This is a genomic window from Streptomyces sp. NPDC058240, from assembly GCF_042882135.1.
In the GTDB taxonomy this organism is placed as follows: Bacteria; Actinomycetota; Actinomycetes; order Streptomycetales; family Streptomycetaceae; genus Streptomyces.
Window position 1 is genome coordinate 1 of the sequence record NZ_JBHVWT010000070.1, and the last position, 22,924, is coordinate 22,924.

A 22,924-nucleotide genomic window follows, 5' to 3' on the forward strand; every position below is an offset into this window, starting at 1 on the left:
CCAAAAAGACGGGGGTGTTTTTGAAAAGTGGCGTTGTTCCCCGGGGGGGCGGTCCTAGGGGGGTCGGGAGCGGGCGACAAAAAGCCACAAACCCCCGCACGGCAGACGGCAGTTTGACGACAGGGCCTAGCGCTCCGGCCAGCTGAGTCGAGCTCTGTCCGCTCCTCTGGCGACGGCCGATGGCCGCGCCGATCTCGTCGGCGCCGTAGGCCGGCGGGATGTACCAGTCGCAGTCCCAGCCGCCCTCGGCGGCGAGCGCGGTCAGCCACCGCCGGGCCGGAGCGAGATCGATCCCGGGCAGGGCGGCGGCACGGATACCGGCGAGCATGACGGGCACCGTGTCGACGGACGCCGTGGTGTGGAGCGCGACATCGACGGTCCCGGTCCGGCTCGTCAGACGATGACGGGGACGGCCTCGGCGCGGTTGGTGGCCCAGTTGGTGACGATGGGCTTGTCGACGTTGGCGGTGTCGGGGAGCTTGAGTTCGGCGGGGTTGGGATCGTCGTCGGTGGTGGCGATGATGACGTTCTCGAACTCTTTGCCGGCATTGCTGTTGGTGGTCTTGGGGCTGATACCGGTGTATGCGACGGTGGAGCCGGTGAGCTTGATGGGGTCTTCGCCGCCCTGTCCGACGGGGGAGGCGACGCCGTCGGCGCCGGAGCCGAAGGACACGCTGGGGGTGTTGATCTCCAGGTAGCAGGTGATGCCGGACTTGGCCTTGGCGGTGACGAGGTAGTAGCCGCCGGCCTGGGACTCCGAGGTGATCGTGAAGTCCAGGTCGTTGGTGCCGCAGGCCTGCCCGTAGCCGCCCTTCTTGCCGTCGCCGGAGTCGACGGCCTTGTCGGTGGAGCCGCTGGAGTTGGAGTCGCCGGTGCTGGAGCCGCTGGTGGAGGGGCTGTCGCTCCCGCCGCTGCCGGCGGAGGCGACGGCGGAGGGGGCCGCGGAGATGCCGGCGTCCGCGACGTCGTCGGGGTCGCAGGCGGTGGTGGTGGCGGCGAGGGCCGTCACGGCCGCGGCGGCCAGGACGAGACGGGCGGAACGGGCGGCGAGACGCGAACGCATCATGATCTCCAGCGACTGTCGGTTGCGGTGTTTCCTGCTGACACCGATGACACTAGGGCCGATTCGATCCTGAAATGATCCTGTGAATGTCCGGGTCCTGTCTCAGCAACTTCGGTTCCAAAAAACGGCGTTGGATTGCACCAACCCCAGCTCAAGGGGCATGTCCGGGACCGCGCCAGTCGCCGAGACGCTGCGAGAGATCCAGCAGCTCCCGCAGCCGCAGCACCTGGGCCCCGGTGACAACCCACCGGCCGTGCCGGGGTCCGGACCCGTGCCCGGGACGGTTCTCCCGCCAGGCGCAGGCGGTGCACGGGTCCAGCCGACCACCTGAGTCGTCTTTACCGGCAGGGGCGGCGTCGGTCGGCACGGCTTGGGCCTGGTCGTCAACGGCACCCGGCCGTACATCATCAGGCCCCGGCGTGCACGCGCCCGACGTTTCCAGGCGGGCGGGCGGACCGTGTACGCAGCCGTCGTTCACCATCCCGGAACGACTGCGAACAACTTCCTCGCTCGGGCTCTTCGCGAAGCGCTCTGATTCGGCCCCCTGGGTCTCGTCAACGTGTGGTCGTGCTGCCCGTGACCGACGGGGGGCGGTGTCGTTGCCTGGTTGATCTGATCTCTGACTAACCTGGAGCGTGCTTCATGTCTCTTACTGCAGCTACCCGGCTTGCCGCAGTGTCCTCCGCTGCGATCGCCGCCGTGTCGGTGTGCCTGGGCGCAGCCTCGGCGGCCGAGGCCGTCGAGCCCGCGCAGGTTCGGGCAGTGGAGCAGAGCGCCGCCCCGGCCGACGGCGACCCCGAGGTCTCCGCTCAGTTCGTCCCGCTGGGCAGTCTGCTGTTCTCAGACCGGGCCGTAAAGACCAGCGTGAGCCCGGTGCGATGGGATCGCTGACCGAACGCCTTCACCGCGCCCGGATCGCTGGCATTCGGGCCTACCGGGCGCGCCTGCACCCCGACACACCCAATCCCGCTGGAATGACGTCCACAGCCTCCCGGGAAACAGTCGCAGAGGCGGGTGACGGCGTGAGCGGGTTCGATGTCCTCGCCGCGGTGGTCGGCCTACCTGTGAGCACATGGCGGTACCGGTGGGAGGACGACGAAGTGCGCCACCTGGGGCCGATGGCACAGGACTGGCGGGCCCACCTGGGCCTGGGAGTCGACGACAAGACGATCTGCTGCACCGATGCCAACGGCGTCGCGATCGTGGCGATTCAGGCACTTCACCGGCAACTCACAGACCTTCAGGCTGAGGTCAGGGAACTCCGGGCGCAGAAGGTTGAACCGGCAGTTCACGCACCTGGTGCGGAGACCCCGCGAGTCTGACCATCTCAACCGCTGGGCCTGGCTGTGGCTGGGTGCAGTGGTTGCGGATGGATGACGCGGGTACGCCCTGCGGCCGCGCCCGCGATGCGGTTCCAGGTGGGCGGCCGGATCGTGTACGCAGCCGTCGTTCACCATCCAGGAACGGCTGCGAACACCTTCCTTGCTCGGGCTCTTCGCGAAGCACTCCGATGTCGAAGGCCTCCCGTATGAGCCGGTCGACGGCGCCGGGCTGTTCGGCAGTGAAGTCGAAGAGGTCGGCGAGCAGCCACAGCACAAAGGTGTGAACCAGGGCTTCCTTCGGCAGGATCGGCCCGAACCGGTCGCGCCACGCCGCGCTGTCCATCCCCATCGCCGCGGCCAGGAGGACACCGGCAGCCATCGGTACCTGAGCCGGGTCGGCCATCTCAAAGGTAGGGAGTCTGCGGATCACGCCCGGGATCAGATCACTGAGCGGATCAAGACCGCCCTCCCCACCCTCCTGCTGAGCTATCAGGTGAGCGGTCAGCACACCCACCAGAAAGACCGCGCCCCGGGACACCTCCTCACGCCCGTAGGTGTCCATCGCCGCCTGAACCCGCTGCTGCGCCTGCTGACGCTCCTTGGCGGAAGTCCGGTTCTCCAAGACCCGGTACGAGTCTCACGCTGCACGGATCGCCTTATCCACGACTACGCCGTCATTGGTCATGAGCCGACCGTAGCGAGACGACGAGCTGCAGGGGATCCCCTCAAGGAAACCGAGATCCGGCCTCCGCGGACGGATATCGCCAGTGGGGGTTCAGCGGCCACACGAACCTCTCGGGGCGCTCGGGGTGGTCGACCATGGGGCGAGTGACTCGTGGTCGGCCAGGGGCGGGTGGATGAGCGCTATGTCCTCGCGGCGGCTACTGCGGCATTGACCTGCGTCGGTCTCCCGGCCACGGGTAGCGTGCCGATCTCGTACAACATGCAACGGAAGAGGAGGGCCCGTGCGGTTCCCATGCTTATCCGGCTCGGCACCGATCACGACGACGGAAGTGCAGGCGCTGCGGTCCCTGTACCGGGCCTGCAACGCCATCCAATCCGAGTGGCGATCCACGCTCGCTCTCGTGGACCGGCTCAGCGCCCAGATGGAGACTGCTGAGGAGTACGACAGGGGCGGCCGTTCCAGCATCACGTCGAAGCTGTCAACGACGCACGCTCAGGGGCCTACCGCTACGAACGCGAGCTGGGCCTGACGGCCTGGCGCTACGCAAGTGCCCACACGGTCCTCGGGATCACGGCCCTTGACCGGCTGGTGACCGGTGCCCCCGCATTGTCCGCTTCGAAGGTGGGGGAACTCTGCGAAGAGCCCAGCCTTGGCCAGCTGCGCGGAGCACTGGCCATTCCGGTCGAACGGCTCCTTGTCGCCCGGAAAGACCCTTCCTACCGGAAGAGGGCCGATGAGGAACGCCAGGAACTCATCATCGGACTGGGCCGCACACCGCGACATCCGACTCATGGACTCCGCGCGGTCGATGACTGAGCAGGAAACGTGGTCCTGCCGCCTGGCGGACCACAGCCCTCTGGGAACGGACCCCATGTACGAGGGAATCCTGGAGCCCTTGTTCGACATCGGCGAGGAGACCCGGATGGAGATCAGCTGGCTTCTCAGGAACTCCGAAGCGGGGTAGGGCTGTGAGGTTGTAGGACAGAACCCGTGTCCTCGTACGCCCTGGTCGGGCCCGCCGGCGTGGAGGACGGAGCCATGGGCGAGCACAACGAGGACCAGTACAACGTCGTTGGACCGGCCCGGCCGCTCCTGACCGCCGCCCGCGCCCAGGAGGTAACGGCCGGGCTGTGCGAGGCGATGGACGATGTCCGGCGCTCCGTGGTCAGGGAAACGGAAGGGCGTCACTCACTTTGTAGATCAGGTGCTCGAATTGCGGTGCGAGTCCACGCACCACCAAGTGAGGATCGAAACAGCGACTCCTGTGTCAGCCGGGCACGGTCGGCCTGTCTGCTTGGTGGTGGGTTTGGGGGTATGAGGGGGCAGTCGCGTGGATCGTGTCGGACGAGTTGTAGTTGTTGATCGAGCCGTTGCCGCCGCAGCTGGCGCCGAAGCGGGTGCGGGGCCGTCCGTGGGTGCCGGACCGGCAGGCCCTGAGTCGAGGACGGAGCGCCGAGGGGGCCGCCGACCTGGCGGACGGTGTTGTTGACGGCGGAGGCCGTGCCGGACTCGGCGGCCGGCAGGCGGTGCTCAACGCGGTTTACGGCTCCCGCATCGCCCCCGCCGTCGACGGCCTGGACACCCAACTGGCGTACCGGACACAGGGATCGGTCACCGCCACCCTCCAGGTTGCCCAGGACCTCGGCGCACGCGGCCACGTCGCACAGGCCCGCTCGGTGGCCTGGGCGGCGTACGACGGATTCGCCCACGCCATGCGGATCACCTGGGTGACGGCGTTGGTGGTGGTGCTGGTGGCGGCCGTCGTGGGTGTCCGTGGTGATGCCGAGGAGGGCGGGGGAGGGGTGAGGGCGGGCCGGGGCGTCACAGCGCCCCGGCGTAGTCCGGCAGCAGCAGGTTCGAGTGCGCGGCCCGGCCCGCCTGCGCGCCCGCCGTCGCCATCTCCTTCGCGACGGACCCCGGATCGCGCAACAGGGCGTTTCGGAACTCCAGTTGCTCCCGCGTCGTCGGTGTCACCACGGTGCCGCCACTGGTGGCCAGCGCCTGGTTGCGCTCGGCGAAGGGGTGCATCCGACGCTCGTAGGCCGCGAAGGCGGCGGTGTGGTCGGAGTGCGCGGCCAGCTCGCCGGCCAGGACGTACGCGCCGACCAGAGCGACGCTCGACCCCTGACCCGACAGGAACGAGGTGGCGTGCGCGGCGTCGCCCGCGAGCACCACGCGCCCGCGCGACCAGGTCGGCAGATGGATCTGGCTGACGATGTCGAAGAAGAGGTCATCGGCGTCCCGCATCGCCTCCACCAGACGCGGTACGTGCCAGACCCGCTCCGGGAAGCGCGCGGCGACCAGTTCGCGCTGGGCCCGTGGATCGCGGAAGGCCTCGAAGGGCGGGACATGGCGGGTGAAGGTGAGGAAACCGTGGACGCGTTCGGCGGGCTCGTGCGCATAGAGGACCGCGCCGCGCCCGACGTCGTTCCAGATGACGCCCTCGTGGGCGAGGCCGAACCCGTTCGGGAGGGTGAAGCCGGCGAAGACGTGCCCGAGATAGTGGTGGAAGGGCCCCTCAGGGCCGAGGACCAACCGGCGTGTGTTCGAGTGCAGCCCGTCCGCGCCGACCACGAGGTCGAAGCTGCGGCGGGCGCCGCTTTCGAGTACCACGTGGACGGTGTCCCCGTCGTCGTCCAGCGCGGCGATGGAGTCCTTGAAGAGGAACTCGACCCGGTCGCGCAGCGGCTCCTGGAGGGCGTCGGTCAGATCGCCACGCCGGACCTCCAGGTCGCGACCGGCCTCGCCGCCGGTCATCTGCTCCGGGCGCAGCGAGCCGATGGTCCGCCCGACGGGGTCGACGAAGGTGATCCGCCGGCTGTCGACGTGGGCGGCGCGCAGGCGCGGCAGCAGCCCCATGCGCTCCACGACCGTGCGGGCGGTGCCGCGGATGTCGATGGCGTAGCCGCCCCCGCGCACGGCGGCGCCCTTCTCGACGACGGTCACCTCGAAGCCGTACCGGTCGAGCCAGTACGCGACCGCGGGGCCCGCGATGCTCGCTCCGGAGACCAGTACGCGACGGGCGGGGCGTGACACGGTGTTCATGGCCTCTCACTTCCCCGGCGGGCATCCCCGCCGGCACGTCGGTGGTACGCACCGGACGAGCAAAAAGATACGTACCTCAGGTATCTTTGCAAAGGTTGCACATCGCCCTCGCGGGCGGCAGCGGACCGCGATGTGGTCGATCAGTGAAGACGTTGTCTCCCCAGCAAGGGGAGCAACGCGGAAGAAAAAAACCCGCACACGGGACTGCCGCCATGGACGGGCCCGCTGATAGCGGACACCTTGAACCCTTCTCGCTGTACCTGGCACCCAGAATGGCCCGAGCGGCGTCAGCCGACAGCCGCGCCCGCCCACGGCAACTTCCGTAACTGGGCCCCGCCTCACCGCCCGCACTCGCACCGGCCGCCCTCGCGTTGACCAGGAGGTGCTCCGCTGGGCCTTCAGCCGCCTCGGATCAGGCACATAACCCCTCCACTCCGCTGCGCGGAGCACGCCCGACGCCGCCGTCGCGTACGACGGACCTGGCTCGCTCTTCCTACGTCCCTGGCACGTGGATGCCCCATGCACTGCCGAGGTCCACCAGCCAGGCTTCGGGCAGCTCGTCCTCCCAGCGTCCGGCCAGCGCGAACCGGACAGCTGTCAGGCGTTCCAGAGCGATCAGTGACACCGGGTGCGCGAGCAGCTCGTACCGTCCGTGCCCGGCGATCGCCGATCCGGGCCCGTAGTCCGTGTAGAGCCGTGCCAACCGTGCCTGGTACCGGCCGATGAACTCCTCCAGCCGGGCCGGGTACGCCTCCCGCCCCCCGCAGCCGATCACCGACCAGAGCACGGGCACCACCGCCTCGGTCATCCCGCTCTCGAAGCGGGCATGTACGGTGAAGTGGGGATACGACCGCACTGCGACCGCCAGCACCGCATCCGCAGCACCCCTACCCACCTCCGCCGCCGCCCGCCCCAGCACGCCCTCGGTGTACGCGTCCGCACTCATCGAACGCTCCCTCCCACCTGTCCAGATGCCCAGCGCATGCCGAGCATCAGGTCCCATGCACCGAGGCCGGCACTGTGAGCGCGCTGCAGAATGCCCAGGCCGACGGCGGCGTAGGTGGCGAACACCGTCACCCGGTCCAAGTCCCTTACCTGGGCCACCAGTTCGTATGGGTCGGTCGTGCACGGCACACCGTCGGAGTCGTCCGCCCGCAGCGAGCACACGTGGGCCTCTTGGGTGGCCAGGCGCCGGTAGTGGCCGGAGCGGGAGGCGCCCAGGACTCGACAGATCCGCTTGACGCCGAAGTCGGCGCGGTTGCCGGAGAGGAAGTCCCAGCGGAGGGCGGCTCACTTCACCTCCCGGGCGAAACAGGCGGCTGCCCGGCGCAGGATCTCGCGCTCCAGCTGCCACTCCTTCTCCGCATATCGCAGCCGGGCCGGCTCCTCCTCGGCCGCACTCCCGTCGTACGATGTTCGGGCGCCGCCCGGGACTCGTCCTTGCGGACCCACATCCGCAGCGACTCGGCGGTGATACCGAGCTCCGCGGCCACCGCCGCATACGTGTGCTTGCCGCCCGCTGCACGATGGAGCGCGACGGCGTCCTTCCTGAACTCCTCCGGATACGGAGACTTGCGTCCCACCTGGACATCCCTTCCTGGACCATCAGAATCCATTGTCAGGATGTCCACTCCAAAGGATCAGCCTCAGGCGTCAGTTCCCGTGTCCGTAGGACGTGTCTCTGATGGTGGCTTCGAGTTCCGGTGCAGTCTGCGAAGGGATACCGGCGCGTTCGAGGAGGGAGAGAAGCGGCCCTGTCATGGCGGTCGTCACCAGGGCCATCACCACCAGGGCCAGGACCATCGGCGCGGTGAGGATTCCGGTGCTGTAGCCGACTTGCAGGACGATGAGTTCGGTCAGCCCGCGTGTGTTCATCAGTACGCCGACCTGGCGCGAGACCTGGCGCGATTGTCCGCCGAGCCGGGCCCCGAAGTAGCCGCCGGCCGTCTTGCCGAGCACACCGAGGACGAGTGCGAGGGCTATCAGGCTCCATGGGGCGGCTGAGAACGACCCGTTGAACACGGTGACACCGGTGACGACGAAGAAGGCGGGTACCAGGGCGCGTCCGGCGCGGGAGACGGACGCCACGGCACGGTGCCAGGGCGCGGACCGCTTCGCCGGAATCGACAGGCCGACCAGGGCCGCGCCGAGTACGGCGGTCATCCCCAGGTGTTCCATGGCAAGCGCGACGGCGACGGCGACGGCGCCGAGCAGCACCGCCGTGCTGTGCGGGGCCCGCGCGCAGATGCTTCGCGCGGGGCGCGAAAGCAGCCCGTAGCGGATTGACAGTGCGCAGACCAGGCCGAGGCAGAGTGCCTGCACACAGCGGAGGAGCCCGCTGGGACTGCCCGCGTCGAGGCAGATCGCGGCTGTCAGCAGCAGCCAGCCCACGGAGTCGGTGACGACGGCTGCGGCCAGGGAAAGCGGCCCGGCAGTGGTTCCTTCCATGCGCCGAGCGGAGATGATCCCGGCCATCACCGGCACGGCGCTGGTAGCCAGGGACACTGCAGTCATGAGGACGAAGGCGGGCAGGGACGCGGTGCCCCGGACGGTGGCGCCGCCCTCGGCGACCACCCAGAAGGCCAGGAGAGCGCCGCACAGCAGCGACGGTGCCAGAGCTCCCGCCGACACCCACAGGGTCGCGGTGCGCGGCGGCCCGTCGGGACCGCCGCGCATGTGGTGGGCCAGGCCGGTGAGGAACAGAACGAGACCGACCTTGCCGATGACGCCCAGGTGGTCGAGGACCGGCCGGGGCAGCGTGGCGTCGAACGGGCCGGGGCCGAGGAGAGCGAGGGCGGCAGGTCCCGCGAGCAGGCCCGCCGTGATCTCGCCGATGACGTCGGGCTGTCGTAGGGCCCGAGCGGCGCTCCGTCCCGCCCAGGCGATCAGCAGTAGCACGGCGAGTGCCGCGGCCAGGTGTGCCGTGTGCAGCACGAGGTTGATGGCGCGCATGACGGGTCGGCCCTTCCTGTTGCCTGCATACGGGTCGGGCGACGGGTTCCGGCCGCCGTTTCACGGCCGTGCTGTCGTGGAGCCGGGACGGCTCGGCTCGGGTGCTTCCCCGTTGCTGCGCGAGGAAGGCCGAGGGCCCCTGGCGGCTCGGCCCGGGACAGCGCTGCCAGGGGCCGTTCGGCGGACGAACACTCACCGCGTCAGGGATCGTCCGATGATGTCGCGCATGACCTCGCTCGGACCCGCCGCGATGGTCGCCGCCCGTGTGTCCCGGTGGGCCCGTGCGGCGTCCGCGCCGTCGAGGTAGCCGTGCGCACCCTGGAGGTGCAGGTTCGCGTCGGCCATCCTGCAGGCCAGCTCGGTGGTGTAGAGCTTGGCCATGGAGCATTCCGTCGCCGGGAGCTCGCCCCGCTGGTAGCACCAAGCCGTGTGGTGTACCAGCTGGCGGGCCGCCTCCAGTTCGGTCGCCAGGTCCGCGATCCGGTGCAGCGGAGCCTGGAGACGTGCGAGCGCACCGCCGAAGAGTTCCCGCCCGGATACCCACCGCCGGATGTCGGCGAGCAGCCGGTCCGCCTCCCCCAGCGCGAGGACCGCTGCCACGAGCCGTTCCAGCTGCAGACCTCGCATGAGGTAGTAGAAACCGCTGTCCCGGCGACCGATGATCCGGCCGGCGGGCACGCGTACGTCGTCGTAGACCACCGTGGCGGTGCCCGCCGCGCGCCAGCCCAGGGTCTCCAGAGGGGTGGCGCCGACGCCGGGCAGCGCGGCATCCACGACGAACAGGGACAGCCCTGTGGTACCGGCCCGGGCACCTGAGGCTTCCGGGGCGGTGCGCACGGCCACCACGTGGAAATCGGCGGCCATGCCGTTGCTCACCATGGTCTTGGTGCCACGTAGGACGAAGTGGTCGCCGTCCCGTTCGGCGCAGGTCGTGAGCCCGGACAGATCCGAACCCGCCCCCGGTTCCGTGAGCGCGAGGGCCGCGACGCGCTCTCCCCGTACCGCCGGGGCGAGGTAGGCGTCCTGCAGCGCCCTGCCTCCCGCCGCCGCCAGATAGTGCGTCGCCATGTAGGCGTGGACGGAGACTGCCGCGCGGAGTCCTCCATACCCCATACGGCCCAGCTCCTCCAGAAAGACCACGGAGGTGAACAGATCATGCTCGCCGCCGCCCGCGGCGCGCGGGTGCAGCAGCCCCAGCAGCCCCTGCTCGCCCAGGCTCTTCCACAGCGCACGGGGCAGGCCGCGCTCCCGTTCCCAGGTGTCGGCGCCGGGAGCGACCTCTTCGGTCAGGAAGGCTCGCACATGGGCGCGGAACCGCTGGTGTTCCTCGGTGAAGTAAGGGGATCGCATGTCGATGGTCCTCTCTCGGCCAGATCCTCGCCCAGGAGGCGCAGGAACAGCCCGGCGGATTCGCTCAGGAAGAAGTGACCGCCGGGGAGATGGTGGGCGCGTACGCCGTGCGGCGCGTGCCGCCGCCAGGCGGTTACCGCCGCGGGCGAGGCCATGGAGTCGTCGGCCGCGGCGAACGTCGTCAGCGGTACGGGCACCGGCCGCGCGACGGCCGTCGGCGGCCAGGTTTCCGCCAGCCCCAGGCCGGCCCTGAGCACCGGGGCCAGGAGGAACAGGAGCGTGGGGTTGTCCAGGACTTCGCTCGGTGTGCCGGCCATTCGCCCCACCTCTTCGTAGAAGCGCGGGTCCGGCAGGTCGTGGACGGCCGGCAGGGGACGCGGCACGTCCGGTGCCCGGCAGCCGGCGAGGACCAGCCGTTCGGGCAACGGCCCGTGCCGCGCATGCCCTTCCGCCGCTCGGCGGAGGGCGGGCGCACTCCCGAGGAGACGGACGAGTTCATAGGCGAGCATCCCGCCCATGCTGTGGCCGAACAGCACGTACGGCGGGGCGATCTCGGCGGCCAGCGCTGCTGCCAGTTCGGCCACCGGGTGTGCGGGGGCTCCGCCAGCCGGCTCTCCCGGCCCGGCAGCCGTACCGCGACCACCTCGGTGTCGGCGGGCAGCCGGGCGGGCCAGTCCTGGAACACCGCGGCGCCGCCTCCGGCGTACGGTACGCACACCAGTCGCAGCCGTGCGCCGGAGCGGGGCAGCGGCCGGTGGAACCAGGTGGTGCCGGATGCCCTGGGCACGTCAGCGGCCGGATTCCTCGACCGCGGCGGCGAGCGCCCCCAACGTGCCGGAGGTGAAGATCAGGTCGGGGGCCAGCGCCTCCTCACCGAGCTTTTCCTCCAGCTGGGCGAGCAGCCGTACGGCGGTGAGGGAGTCGCCTCCCAGGTCGAAGAAGTCCGCGTCCGGCCGGTCGGATCCGGGCCCGAAGATGCCGGTCCAGATGTCGGCGAGTACGGCTGCGCGGGAGCCTGCGGGGAGCAGGGCACCGGATGGCTGCTCGAGCACGACCGGAGCGGTGGCCGCCGGCTCCGGGAGGATGGCCACCGGAGTGAACCGGTCGGGCAGCGGCAGACCGGTTGCGTGGTGTGCGAGGTGATCCCGCAGCCGCCGTTCGAGATGCCGGACCGTGACCGGGCGGTGGTGGCCCGGGGGCGGCGATGCTGCGACTCGGGCGCCCGTTCGGCGTGCGTACACGTTGTGACACGGGGTCAGTACCAGACGGGGATCGCGGTCGCAGGTGACGTCGAAGCCCTTGGCGCGCAGCAGTTCGGTCACCTGGGCCAGCCGGCCGTCCAGGTCGTGCACCTCCAGCACGACCTGCTGAATTCGGTCCCACAGCGCCTCCTCGATGCCCGCGAGGACATCGGCCTCCGCCTTCTCCACGTCGATCTTCAGCAGGTCGATGGTGGCGAGGCGGGCCTCTGCCGCGATCGCTGAGAGGGTGCGCACCTCACAGATCCGCCGTTCCGCTCTCATACGGCCGGCGGCGACCCTGTCGAGCTGGCGGCCCGGCTCGCTGCCTTCACCGGTGAGCAGGTATCCGCGCAACACCGCGAGATCCTCGTCCGCGTGGGCGTACCGGCCGGACATGACGCTGTTGCGTGGATAGTAGGTCAGTTCGGTCTCGCCGGGCGCGGCACCGAGCGCACATGTGTGCACGATGGCATCCACGCCGTGCAGCTCGGCGTTGAGGGCGGTGGCGGTGGCGAGTTCGGCGATCGGTTCCACGGCGATGACGCGAGCTCTGGGGCTGTGCCGTGCGGCGTACAGCGTGAACATCCCGATGTTGGCGCCGACGTCCACGACCACCGCGTCGTCGGGCAGGTCGATGCCGTGCCGGAGGTAGGCATTGTCGGTGAATATCTCCCGGTACAGGAAGTCGCTCTCGGTGCGGTTGATCCCGGCCACGCGCAGGTCGTCCGCCGGCTCGTGCCAGTCCAGGCCCGCCGACCGCCCCGCGGCCTCCAGGGTGACGGCCCGGTGCAGCTCGGGCGCGTGCCGGGGGTCGGGCACCACCCGGGCGGTGAGGTGGCCGGTCAGGTCCTGCGATACGGCCGCGTCCGAGACCGTGCTGTCGGTGCGCAGCGCCTTCGCCAGCATCTGCTCGGTGCTGGTCCCGACGTGGATGAATCCGGTCATGTCCCGACTCTCTGGTAGGGGTCGCGGATGAACTCCTCCGCGATGCGGACCAGGTGTGGCCCGGCGTCGAACGCGGTGAGGTGGTCGCCGTGCGGGAGGAGCCGGAGCGTGCCGTGCGGCAGGACCTGGGCCGCCCGCACCGAACCCTCCGGATGGGCGGTGGCGTCCTGTCGGCTGGTGACCACCAGCGTCGGCCGGTCCACCGAGGCCAGCAGCGGACGGCAGTCGGTGGTCATGATGGAACCGTTGAGCAGGCCGTAGCGGTAGAGCAGTTCCGGCGAGGCGTACGGATGGACGAGGTGGTGCGCGACATCCGGCCGCAGGGTGTCCAGCGTGGTGGGCCGGCGCATCAGCCGGTGCATCGCGGTGGCCTGCTCCCGGCCCCGCCCGACCATGGCCAGCATCGCCTGGACGTCCCTCTGGTGCTGGGTCTTCGGTGCTTCCCCGCCGAGTTCGAAGTCCCCGTGCCACAGGCTCAGTGAGGTGACGCGGGGTGAGACCGAGGCGGCGGCCAGGGCGATCGCGGCGCCGCCGCACAGTGCGAGCGCGTGTGCCTCGGCGACGCCGAAACCGTCGAGCACGTCCAGCAGGTCCTGACCCTGTGTCGTCAGGTCGTGGCCGAGCAGCGGCGGCAGGTCGGCCTTGCCCCGGGCCGCGAACAGGGCCCTGCTCTCCCACGTGAGCACCCGGTACGAGCCCGACAGCGCCCGCAGCCAGGGGGTGACCAGGCCGACGGGCATCCCGCTCGGTGGCACGGCGACGACCGTCGGGCAGCCGGGGCGGCCCGCGGCGTAGGCGCGCAGCGGGGTGCCGTCCCGTGCGGTCAGCACCACCGGCTCGCCGGGCGGCCCGGACATCGCGTCGCGTACCGCCTCGGCGAGCGAATCTCCGGCTTCCGCCGGGGCGTCCGGACCGAGCGCGAGCCGTCTGCTGAGGGCGAGTTCGTGGGCCCACAGGATGTTGGGACTCGATACGACCTCCAGTCCCGGCAGTCCCAGACGGCCGGTCAGCCGGTCCACCGTGTCCTGCACCGGGGCAGGGACGGGGCGGCCGCCCGGCAGCGGTGCCACTCGCAGCTGTTCGGGTACCGAGCCGATGAGGGAGGCGGTGTCGGCCAGCGCCCGCGCGAGGTCGCGCAGCGCGTCGCCGGCGCCTTCCCGCGCGGCGCGGCCGACGGCGGCGCCGTCCGGTTCAGACATCCCGTCGCCGGAACGAGTGTTCGCGGGTGGTGCGGGTGGCTATCCGGTTGTGGCCCTCCCGGTCCGTGCCGCTGACCAGAACGGCACCGTACCGTTCCAGGCTCACTCGGCCGCCGTACTCCTCAATGGCCTCCGTGTCGGGGTAGACGCGCACGGAGGTGGGGACGTAGCGGCTGGCGAACCCCATGCGCATGTCCTGGGTCTTGCCCAGGTGCGGGTGCGAGGCGTGCATGAGAGTGGACCAGAAGACGATGAACTGCCCGGCTCTCATCTCCATGGAGATGGCCTTCGACTCGTCGGGTTCCCAGTCGGGGTCGACCTGCAATTCCCGGTAGTCGTAGCCGAAGAAGCCGCGCCGCACCCCTGCCTTGTCCACGGCGTTGGCCGAGTCGGGGTCGTAGTGCATCCGCTTGTTCTCGTCGTAGAACATCGTGCGGTGGGTGCCCGGGATGAACTGCAGGCACCCCATCTCCTCGGTCGCCTCGCTGAACGCGCACCATACGGTGATGGTGCCGCCGAAGTCCGAACCGCCCGGCCACAGGATCTGCGGGGTGCCTGAGGCGTTGGCGAAGGTGTCGGCCTGATGCCAGTCGGTGCCCTCGTCGCCCGGGTGCTTGGGGAAGAACTCGCTGCGCCAGCAGAGCACGTCGGGGCCGAGGACACTGCTGACCCGGTCGACGATCTCGGGACGACCGATGTGGTCGGCCAGGAAGTCCTGGTCCAGATGACGGTCGTAGTTGGCGATGTTGGTGGCACCGGAGACGGCCGCGTCGTCCTGGTAGACGGCGTCGGAGCGATCCAGCAGTTGGAGGCGCTGGCGCCCCCACAGCCGCTTGATCTCGTCCGGTTCGTAAAGAGTGAAGGGGCCCGCGTATCCGCGCGTGTGGAAGTTCTTGAGTTCTGCCTCGCTGAGGCTGAAGCGCCCGGTTTCCGTGCTCATGCGTCTCCTCTGTTCTTCCTGGCGGTGTCGATATGGGAGGTGAGGGAGGCGATGGTTGCGCCGTCGATCAGTACGGTGATGTCCAGGTCGGTGCCGAACGCCGTGTTCACTCGCTCGAACATGCGGAGCAGGCTCAGGGACGTGCCGCCGAGGTCGAAGAAGTCGGCATCGGGAGTGACCTGTTCAACTCCGAGCACGGCGCGCCAGACTGCGGCGATGCGGGCCTCGGTCGGCTCCTTGCCGTCCGCGGCGACGGCCTCCACGTCGTACGCTTCCACCGAGGGGGCAGGCAGCGCGGCGAGGTCGGCCTTGCCGTTGGCGGTCAGGGGCAGCGAAGCCAGCGGGACGTAGGCGGACGGGCGTAGGTACTGCGGCAGCTTTCTGGCGGCGAACGCGGCCAGTTCGGCTCCGAGGCCCGGTGAACCGCGGTCCTCGGGCACGGCCGCGACGGCTACGTACGCCACCAGCCGGACGTCGTCCGCGCCGTAGTCGTGCGCCCGGACCACGGCAGCCTCGACCAGCGGGTGACGGGTCAGCAGAGCCTCGATCTCACCGGGTTCGACGCGAAAGCCCCGGAGTTTGATCTGGTCGTCGGTGCGCCCAAGGTAGCCGTAGCCGCCGTCGTCCAACCGCACCACGCGGTCACCGGTGCGGTAGGTCCGTACGGTGCTGTCGGTGAACCGTTCCGAAGTCAGTTCGGGCCTGCCCAGGTAGCCGCGGGCCACCGAAGGGCCCTCGATGTAGAGCTCACCGGGCGTGCCGTCGGGTACCATCCTTCCGGTCTCGTCCCGGATGTGGAAGACCGTGCCGGGCAGCGGAACACCGATGGGGCTCGGTCCTGCGCGGTCCAGGTCGGCCCGCAGCACCGGGTGGTAGGACGCGTGCACTGTCGCCTCGGTGATGCCGTACATGTTGATCACTCGCGGATGCAGGTCGCCGTACTGCTCGAACCAGGGGCGCAGCGAGGCGGGATCCAGGCGTTCGCCGCCGAGGACCACCGTGTGCAGGGCGGTGAGCGCGGGGGCCTCGGCACCAGCGGCGCTGAGCCGCCGGAACGCTCCGGGCGTCTGACTGAGGACGGTGACGCCCTCGTCCCTCAGCAATCGGTGGAAAGCGGCGGGCGAGCGCGCCGTACCGGTCGGGACGACCACCAGCCGGCCTCCGTGCAGCAGCGCGCCCCAGATCTCCCAGACGGAGAAGTCGAAAGCGGCGGAGTGGAAGAGCGTCCACACATCGTCCTCGCCGAAGCGGAACTGCGGACGGGTCGCCTCGAAGAGCCGCACGGCGGAGCGGTGTTCGACCTGGACGCCCTTGGGCCGGCCGGTGGAGCCGGATGTATGGATGACGTAGGCCAGGTCGGTGTCCGCGCCACGTGGGGCATGCGGTGACGGCCCGCCCGACGACCGGACATCGGTGGTCACCGTTCGTACCGGCAGGTCCCCGAGCCGGTCGTCGAGTCCCGGTGACACGACGATCACGGGGCATGCGGCGTCGGATATCGCCCAGCGTATTCGCTCCGCCGGGTATTCAGGATCGATCGGCAAATAAGCGGCGCCGGATTTCAGGATTCCCAGCATTCCGACCAGTAGCCCTGTATGGCGTTCACTGCAGAGGCCGATGACATTTCCAGGCTTCACCCCGGCGGCGATGAGTGCATCAGCGACACGGCCGGACTTCTCATCGAGCTGCCGGTAAGTCAGCGTGCCGTCTTCCGCGGTCACCGCGCGGCGATCCGGATGCTCCGCCACCACCGCTTCGAACAGTTCATGCAAGCAGGGCCCCGTTCCCTTGACCGGACTGGGGCCCATTTTGGAAGACTGCCACGCTTCGGTTAATTCACCTACGTTACTCAGATTCCCGGATTCATTCACACGTTTCCCCTCGTCGGAAATAATCCTGGAGCAGGGTGCCAACGGCCGTAACAGGACGTCAAGCAGGGATCATCCGAAGAGAGCGCTTACCGGCCATATACTCGAATGGCCTGAATTCAATTCACAGACGCCACACCTGCCCCAGTGATGCGATTGCTACGCAGGGAACGACGGTCGATTGCTACGCACGGAAACGAGGTGTCACGCGGGCGTGCCACGCAGGCTGGTGCGCAGCAGACCCGCCCGGTGCAGCTGTTGCTCCAGTTCCAGTACGTCCTGCCCGGCCTGGCGCGGACATGGTCCAGCGACTCCGATCATTCCCCATCGGCCGGGCACCGAGGTGATGGCCCGGACCCACCGGTGCGGCCCGTCATGGTCGGTGCTGTCTTTCAGCCGCTTCAGATCGGTGTCCGGGGCGGGGCGGACCACCTTGGTCGCGGCGTAGAGCCGCTGGTCCGGATCCAGGGCGCGACGGGCCTGGGCGAGGAAGGCCCGTACGTACTCCGCACCGTTGGAAGACAGGTTCAGGTCCTGCATGGCGACCACGGGTGTGGCCCCGAACCGGCCGCCCAGCCTGGCGATCGCGAAGTCCACACCGCCCTTGACGAACCCCGGACTCCGGCCATCCCTCTCGAACGCGCCCAGCAGGGTGGCCATGCCTTGCCGGGCAGTGCGGAACCAGGTGGGAGCGATACCGAACCCGTCACAGGTCTCCTCGTCGATGTACACACTGCCCTCCCAGACACTGCCACGTGTGATCTGCACCGTTCCGCCTTCCGCGAGGCGGCCGGCCACCACATGTGCGGAGGGCGCGAGGATGAACTCGTAACCGGGGACACGGTGACGCAGGTAGTCGGTGTGCACCTCCAGCACGTAGTCCTCCCCAGTCCGCATCGCCTGACGGGCGAGCATGTCGAGCGCGTCGATGTCTGCCAGCGGCACCGCTGTCCTGATCCTGTTGCCAGTCAGTGCCTCGGCCGGCTTGAAGCACCCCAGATCCAGGCCGTAACGCTCCCGCAGCAGCCGGGCCGCCGTGCGCACCCGCTGGCGCATGGTGGCCTCGTCGGCGTCCGCCCGGGTGAGGGAGTAACCGGGCAGGCGCGGCAGCAGCACCCCGAATTCCTGGTGGAAGGGAGTCAGCGCGGCTTCGGCCGCCAGGGTGTCGTACGGGTCCTCGTCCGCCGCGGGGCCGGACGTCCCCTCGGCGACTTCCACGGTGGGGTAGAGCGTGGTCTTGCGGTTCCACCGCTCGGCCACATCCGGTCCGTTGGCGTCGATCCGCAGCCGCTCCAGCCCCGCTGCGCGCTTCAGCCACAACAGCAGCACCCGCGCCTCCGGGTCGACCGCGAAGAGCCGCACCACAGTGTGCGGCGCCTCCCGTAGTTGCCGCACCAGCCGGGCCAGCGGTGCGGCGGGGGCGTCCGGCGGCGAGGCCACGGCCAGAGTCAGCAGGGCGTGGGTGAGGTAGTAGTGGCGCAGCTCGGGGACCTCCACCGGTACCGCTTCGGACGCGGCCAAGGCCTGACGCCATGGCTCCGTACGCCCGACCACCAGGTCCCCCGGCGCGGCGAGATATACCGAGCGGGCCTCGTTGTAGGCCGAGAAGTCGTCCGGTGACCTGCCCAGGGCGAGCTGCGCCAGATCCGCCTCGTAGCACTTCTTCAGCGTCGTGGCCGATCCGAGGACGATTGCTGGTACCTCGCCGCGGACGGCCCCGAAAGGCACCAGCTCCTCACGCGCTGCGACTTCCGTGCCGGCCAGGTCGATTCCCAGCAGCCGTACCGAAATATCACCCAACTCTTCATGGGAAAGCACCAGAGGGCCAGTGCAGAAGCCCTCCCAGAGTAAGTTGCTGCCTTCATGAACGATTGTCTGTGCCAGCATCACAAGACCCCCGGCGAGAGTGAACCGTAAGTGACATTGTTGTCACACACAGCCTACGCGCGTCTGGATAGGGAGACATGCAAAAGGGCCTTGACTCTGGATCTTGGACACTTGAGACATGGATCTTGAGGATCTGAGAACGGACATCTCGCGGTCATGAAGCATTACCCCGCCGAGTCCAAGGCGGATGCGGGTCGCGCTCTGCCAGTCGCGTCCCGGAGTGAAGCTTCCCCTTGATCGTGGACACCTGGAGACTGGGACATGAGGTTCCAGAGGAAGTAGCACCCGGTGGGAAGTAAGTACACGAAGCGGTACACCGCGGAGTTCAGACGGGACGCAATCGCGCTCGTGGACTCCACGGTCGCACGGTCACCGAGATCGCCCGGAAACTCGGGGGCAGCCGGGAGTCCCTACGCAACTGGTATCGCCAGGCGAAGGCGGATCACGGCGAGGGGCGGCCCGGCGAGCTGACCACGGCGGAACGGGAGGAGCTCAAGCGGCTGCGCAGGCAGAACGCAGAGCAGGCCAAGACAATCGAGGCGCTGCGAAAAGCCGCGGTCTTCTTCGCGAAGGAGAGCGACCGATGAGCGAGGTGTACGCGTTCATCGAGGCGGAGAAGACCACCCACGGCGTCGCTTTCCTGTGCCGGCTGTTGAAAGTGGCCCGTTCCTCCTTTTACGCCTGGCTCGCCGCGGGGAAGAACCGTGCCCTGCGTCAGGCGGCCGAGGAGGCCCTGGCCCACGAGATCACCGTCATCCATCTCGCCTCCCGGAAGACCTACGGCGTTCCGCGCATCCACGCCGAACTACGACGGCTGGGACGGTATGTGAACCGCAAGCGCATCGCCCGCCTGATGCGCGACAGGGGCATCCAGGGCGCCCATCGCCGCAAGCGACGCTCGCTGACGCGGCCGGACAAGAAGGCACGACCGGCCCCGGACCTGATCGGCCGCGACTTTCACGCGAGTGTGCCGGGAACCAGACTGGTAGGGACATCACCTTCCTGCCCACCGCCGAGGGCTGGCTCTATCTCGCCTGCTGGCTCGACCTGGCTACCCGCGAGGTGGTCGGCTACGCCATGGCCGACCACCACCGCGCCTCCCCGGTCGTCGACGCGCTGAAGATGGTCCGCGGCCGGGGTGGCCTGCGACCCGGGTGCAGCAGTCCCCACAGTTGTGCCTTTCGAAGGGATCGTTCGAGTGGGGCATGGTGAAGGGGGTGGGGACGCTGTTTTTTTCCCCCCCCCCTCCGCGGTTTTCTTTCCCCCCCTTTCCCGCCGCCTCGCCTCATTCGCTACAAAACCTTTTAGCAGGCCATCCCCCCCCACTTGGTGTACTCGAGTTCCGAGACGACAGCCCGGCCGATGATGCTGTCCGGGCGCGGGGCGTCGCTCGCCGCCCCGTACCGCGGACTTGCCGACCTGGGTTACAGCTGTCCGCCCGGTGCGGGCGAGGGGTTGAGGGCCCGGTTGAGTGCGGTCATGCGGTAGTCGGTGATGCGGGTGCTGAGCTCGGCGTCGGGGGCGAGTAGTTCGCTGGCGTGGATTCCGCCTGGGTAGACGTGGAGTTCGACGGGGACGCCGGCCTGCATGAGCCGGTTGGCGTAGGTGAGGTCTTCGTCGCGGAAGAGGTCGAGGTCGCCGACGTCCAGGTACGTGGGCGGCAGTCCGCTGAGGTCATCGGCCCGGGCAGGGGCGGCGTAGGGGCTGACGTGGTCGGTGCCGAGCCTGTCGCCCAGGAGGGCCTGCCAGCCCTGGAGGTTGGCGGCACGGTCCCAGATGCCGATGTCGGTGATCTCGTGGCTGGACGGTGTCGTGTTGCGGTCGTCGAGCATCGGGTAGGGCAGCATCTGGAAGGCCAGGTGAGGGCCCCCGCGGTCGCGGGCGAGCAGGGCGACGCCGGCAGCCAGTCCGCCGCCCGCGCTGCCGCCGTAGAGGGCCAGCCTGCCGGGGTCGATGCCGAGCGCGGAGGCATTGCGGGACATCCACAGCAGTGCGGAGTAGCAGTCCTCGACGGGGGCTGGGTCGGGGTGTTCGGGCGCCAGGCGGTATTCGACGGAGACGACGACCGCGTCGACCGCCTCGACGAGGGGCAGCACCTGCCGGTGGTCGGTCAGGACGCTGCCGGTGATCATGCCGCCGCCGTGGATGTACAGGATGCCCGGGAGGGGCGCGGTGTCCTTGCTGTCCGCAGGGCGGTAGACCCGTACGTTCACCTCCGGGCCGCCGGCCGGGCCGGGCACGGCGAGGTCTTCGTGCAGCACCCGGTCATTGGGCGGCAGCGCCGCGAGGGCTGCCCGGTTCATCTCCTCGTACAGCTCGCGTTGGCGCGGGATGTCGAAGTTGATGAGACCGCCAGGTCCGGTCAGCGCGTGCAGATTCCGCAGGCCCTGGTGGATCTGGGGGTCGATGCGGTCGGTCGTACTCGGGTCGGACATGTGGGTGGACCTTTCCTTTCGGGGGCTGAGGTGCAGTAACGTAGAACCCTCACGTGAGCGTGAGGGTCAATCGGAGATGATGTGAGGTGGAGCACATGAAGATCGGCGAGCTCTCGCGAATGACCGGCGTCAGCGTGCGCGCGCTGCGTTATTACGAGGAGGAGGGGCTGATCCGGCCCGCCCGGAGCAGTAACGGCTATCGCGACTTCTGCGACGGCGCCGACGAGGTGGTGCGGCAGATCCGCGGGCTGATCGAATGCGGGCTGCCCACCCGGATCATCCGCGACATCCTGCCGTACCTGGACGGCCCGTCGGATCTGTTGCCGCCAGCCCCCTGTGCGCAGATGCTCGACCAGGTGGCCGCCGAGCGGGAGCACCTCGACAGCCGCATCCGGTGCCTGACCCGCAACCGCAACGCCGTCGACGCCTATCTGCGGGCCGCCCGGAAAGCAGCCCGCGCGACCGTAGAGGCGTGAGGGCAGGGCGGTGGGGCCCGGATTTGACCCTCACGTAGACGTGAGGGTTTTAGCCTCCGGGCATGACCTCCGACACTCACTCTCCGCGTTCCGCGAATCCTCCGTCCACCACCGCGAGTTGGCCCCTGGGTGGGCTCCTGGTGCTGGCCGGATCCGCGTTCGTCACCATCCTCACCGAGGCTCTGCCGGCCGGAGTGCTGCCCGCGATGAGCGCCGACCTGGGCGTGAGCGAGGCACGTGCGGGGTTGCTGATCGCCGTCTACGCACTGGCCGCAGCCCTCACCGCGATCCCGATGACCGCCTGGACCCTGATCCTGCCCCGCCGCACCCTGCTGCTGGCGCTGCTCCTCGGCTTCGCCGCCACCAACGTGGTGACGGCGATGTCCACCGGCTTCGCCCTGACGCTTGCCGCGCGGGTCGTTTCCGGGGTGTTCGCCGGCCTGCTGTGGGCCATGGTCCCGGCCTACGCCGCGCGGCTGGCCCCGCAGCGCAGCGGCAAGGCGATCGCCACCGCGCTGGCCGGCATGACCGTCGGGCTGTCGCTCGGTATCCCGGCAGGCACCGCGCTCGGCGGACTCATCGGCTGGCGCGCCACCTTCGGGCTGCTCACCGTGCTGGCCGTGGCCCTGGCCGCCACTGCACTGTGGCGTCTGCCGCAACTGTCCGGCGAGGCGGCGAACCGCGGCACGGGGCTGATGCGCACCCTACGTACGCCCGGAATCCCCGCCATCAACATCGCGTCGCTCCTGATGGTCCTCGGTTTCTACGTGCTCTACACCTACATCGCCCCCTTCGTGGAACAGGCAGGGTTGGGGGTCGGCACCGGCACCGTGCTGTTCCTGTTCGGCCTGGGTTCCATGGGCGGCGTCTGGATCGCCGGAGCCACCGCCGACCGTCGGCTGCGGGTCGCCACGATCGGCCTGCTGGCCCTGTCCGCCGGGTGCTTGGCGGTATTCGGCGCGGTCGGGCACAGCACCGTGGCCGTGGTGCTCGGTGCGGTGTTCTGGGGCGTGACGCACGGCGGCATTCCGACCCTGACACAGACCGCGGGGGTAAAGGCGGCCCCGCTCGATCCCGACACCGCCAACTCCCTCTGGGTCACCGGCTGGAACATCGGCATGGCCGGCGGCTCCCTGCTCGGCGGCGCCGTCCTGGACGGCGTCGGCTCGGGGGCACTGCCGTGGACAGCATCCGCCCTGCTCGCCGCCTCCGTGCTGACGGCCGTGCTCGCCCGACGCACCGGTTTCCCGTCCCCCAGCCGCATGCACGCCCGCGACCACGACCGCGCACAGCGGGGCTCTGCCGTCACTGCCGCGCCCAAGGGGTGAGGCGGGGTGCGGCCCGGCCGGCAGTGGTGATGGGAGGGCACCCAGCGTGATTTCGCGTTTGAGGCAGCCGGTCCTGACGGACAGTAGGACCCCCGGCGTTGTCAACTTGTCAGGTGATGTGCCGGGTGGTGGTGTGTCAGGGTGTGGTGGGGCCGGGTTCCGGGTTCGTGCTCAGGGTGTAGCAGACAG

The 22,924-nt window shown here is 69.5% G+C and carries 18 protein-coding genes and 3 pseudogenes; 6 read left to right on the forward strand and 15 right to left on the reverse strand.

Annotation, left to right across the window (positions count from 1 at the left end; translation table 11 throughout):
• A partial coding sequence (locus tag ACFVX4_RS38790; protein ID WP_389987264.1) for a hypothetical protein occupies positions 1 to 328 on the reverse strand: 328 nt, incomplete at its 3' end.
• Positions 329 to 393: 65 nt separating this feature from the next.
• Positions 394 to 1,062, reverse strand: a complete 669-nt coding sequence (locus ACFVX4_RS38795; protein ID WP_389987316.1) for a hypothetical protein — start codon at positions 1,060 to 1,062, stop codon at positions 394 to 396.
• 642 nt (positions 1,063 to 1,704) lie between these two features.
• Between ACFVX4_RS38795 and ACFVX4_RS38800 the strand changes: the two genes are divergently transcribed.
• Entirely contained in the window at positions 1,705 to 1,953 is a 249-nt protein-coding gene (locus ACFVX4_RS38800) for a hypothetical protein (protein WP_389987267.1), read from the forward strand.
• Between the two features lie 360 nt (positions 1,954 to 2,313).
• On the opposite strand, the gene ACFVX4_RS38805 is transcribed toward ACFVX4_RS38800, so the two are convergent.
• Positions 2,314 to 2,946 (reverse strand): hypothetical protein, encoded by a 633-nt coding sequence (locus ACFVX4_RS38805; RefSeq protein ID WP_389987270.1) that lies wholly within the window; start codon positions 2,944 to 2,946, stop codon positions 2,314 to 2,316.
• Between the two features lie 931 nt (positions 2,947 to 3,877).
• Here ACFVX4_RS38805 and ACFVX4_RS38810 point away from each other — a divergent pair.
• On the forward strand, positions 3,878 to 4,033 hold the full coding sequence (locus tag ACFVX4_RS38810; protein ID WP_389987274.1) for a hypothetical protein: 156 nt from the start codon (positions 3,878 to 3,880) through the stop codon (positions 4,031 to 4,033).
• Between the two features lie 857 nt (positions 4,034 to 4,890).
• Here ACFVX4_RS38810 and ACFVX4_RS38815 read toward each other — a convergent pair.
• From ACFVX4_RS38815 to ACFVX4_RS38865, 11 genes and pseudogenes are all read right to left on the reverse strand, one after another.
• Complete coding sequence (locus ACFVX4_RS38815; protein ID WP_389987277.1) at positions 4,891 to 6,114, reverse strand: FAD-dependent monooxygenase; 1,224 nt, start codon at positions 6,112 to 6,114, stop codon at positions 4,891 to 4,893.
• 493 nt (positions 6,115 to 6,607) lie between these two features.
• Positions 6,608 to 7,060, reverse strand: coding sequence for a hypothetical protein (locus ACFVX4_RS38820; protein ID WP_389987280.1), 453 nt, complete (start codon positions 7,058 to 7,060; stop codon positions 6,608 to 6,610).
• A gap of 218 nt (positions 7,061 to 7,278) precedes the next feature.
• A pseudogene (locus ACFVX4_RS38825) lies at positions 7,279 to 7,697 on the reverse strand (transposase); the annotation flags it as partial.
• A gap of 70 nt (positions 7,698 to 7,767) precedes the next feature.
• Complete coding sequence (locus tag ACFVX4_RS38830) at positions 7,768 to 9,066, reverse strand: cation:proton antiporter (protein ID WP_389987283.1); 1,299 nt, start codon at positions 9,064 to 9,066, stop codon at positions 7,768 to 7,770.
• Between the two features lie 192 nt (positions 9,067 to 9,258).
• Positions 9,259 to 10,416 carry an acyl-CoA dehydrogenase family protein gene (locus ACFVX4_RS38835; protein WP_389987286.1) on the reverse strand — a complete coding sequence of 386 codons (1,158 nt, stop codon included), beginning with the start codon at positions 10,414 to 10,416 and terminating at the stop codon, positions 9,259 to 9,261.
• A pseudogene (locus tag ACFVX4_RS38840) lies at positions 10,353 to 11,203 on the reverse strand (thioesterase II family protein). Before ACFVX4_RS38840 ends, ACFVX4_RS38835 begins: the two are co-directional and overlap by 64 nt.
• Position 11,204: 1 nt before the next feature.
• Positions 11,205 to 12,602: an FkbM family methyltransferase gene (locus tag ACFVX4_RS38845; RefSeq protein WP_389987289.1), complete on the reverse strand. Its 1,398-nt coding sequence runs from the start codon at positions 12,600 to 12,602 to the stop codon at positions 11,205 to 11,207.
• Positions 12,599 to 13,801: an alpha/beta fold hydrolase gene (locus ACFVX4_RS38850; protein WP_389987292.1), complete on the reverse strand. Its 1,203-nt coding sequence runs from the start codon at positions 13,799 to 13,801 to the stop codon at positions 12,599 to 12,601. The genes ACFVX4_RS38845 and ACFVX4_RS38850 overlap by 4 nt, the downstream gene beginning before the upstream one ends.
• Positions 13,794 to 14,741: a chlorinating enzyme gene (locus ACFVX4_RS38855; protein WP_389987295.1), complete on the reverse strand. Its 948-nt coding sequence runs from the start codon at positions 14,739 to 14,741 to the stop codon at positions 13,794 to 13,796. Before ACFVX4_RS38855 ends, ACFVX4_RS38850 begins: the two co-directional genes overlap by 8 nt.
• Positions 14,738 to 16,549: an amino acid adenylation domain-containing protein gene (locus tag ACFVX4_RS38860; RefSeq protein WP_389987298.1), complete on the reverse strand. Its 1,812-nt coding sequence runs from the start codon at positions 16,547 to 16,549 to the stop codon at positions 14,738 to 14,740. Before ACFVX4_RS38860 ends, ACFVX4_RS38855 begins: the two co-directional genes overlap by 4 nt.
• 264 nt (positions 16,550 to 16,813) lie before the next feature.
• The gene (locus ACFVX4_RS38865; RefSeq protein ID WP_389987301.1) at positions 16,814 to 18,409 is read right to left on the reverse strand and encodes a hypothetical protein; all 1,596 of its coding nucleotides are present in this window, start codon (positions 18,407 to 18,409) and stop codon (positions 16,814 to 16,816) included.
• A 458-nt stretch (positions 18,410 to 18,867) separates the two neighbouring features.
• Here ACFVX4_RS38865 and ACFVX4_RS38870 point away from each other — a divergent pair.
• Positions 18,868 to 19,083, forward strand: a pseudogene (locus tag ACFVX4_RS38870) (transposase); the annotation flags it as partial.
• A complete protein-coding gene (locus tag ACFVX4_RS38875) occupies positions 19,080 to 19,616 on the forward strand; it encodes an IS3 family transposase (RefSeq protein ID WP_389987304.1) in 537 nt (178 codons plus the stop codon). The pseudogene ACFVX4_RS38870 and the gene ACFVX4_RS38875, both read left to right, overlap by 4 nt.
• A gap of 304 nt (positions 19,617 to 19,920) precedes the next feature.
• On the opposite strand, the gene ACFVX4_RS38880 is transcribed toward ACFVX4_RS38875, so the two are convergent.
• The gene (locus tag ACFVX4_RS38880) at positions 19,921 to 20,931 is read right to left on the reverse strand and encodes an alpha/beta hydrolase (protein ID WP_389987307.1); all 1,011 of its coding nucleotides are present in this window, start codon (positions 20,929 to 20,931) and stop codon (positions 19,921 to 19,923) included.
• A 95-nt stretch (positions 20,932 to 21,026) separates the two neighbouring features.
• Here ACFVX4_RS38880 and ACFVX4_RS38885 point away from each other — a divergent pair, with 95 nt between their 5' ends.
• Both ACFVX4_RS38885 and ACFVX4_RS38890 read left to right on the forward strand, forming a co-directional pair.
• Entirely contained in the window at positions 21,027 to 21,407 is a 381-nt protein-coding gene (locus tag ACFVX4_RS38885; protein ID WP_389987310.1) for a MerR family transcriptional regulator, read from the forward strand.
• A 62-nt stretch (positions 21,408 to 21,469) separates the two neighbouring features.
• The gene (locus ACFVX4_RS38890) at positions 21,470 to 22,735 is read left to right on the forward strand and encodes an MFS transporter (protein WP_389987313.1); all 1,266 of its coding nucleotides are present in this window, start codon (positions 21,470 to 21,472) and stop codon (positions 22,733 to 22,735) included.
• Positions 22,736 to 22,924: the final 189 nt, after the last annotated feature.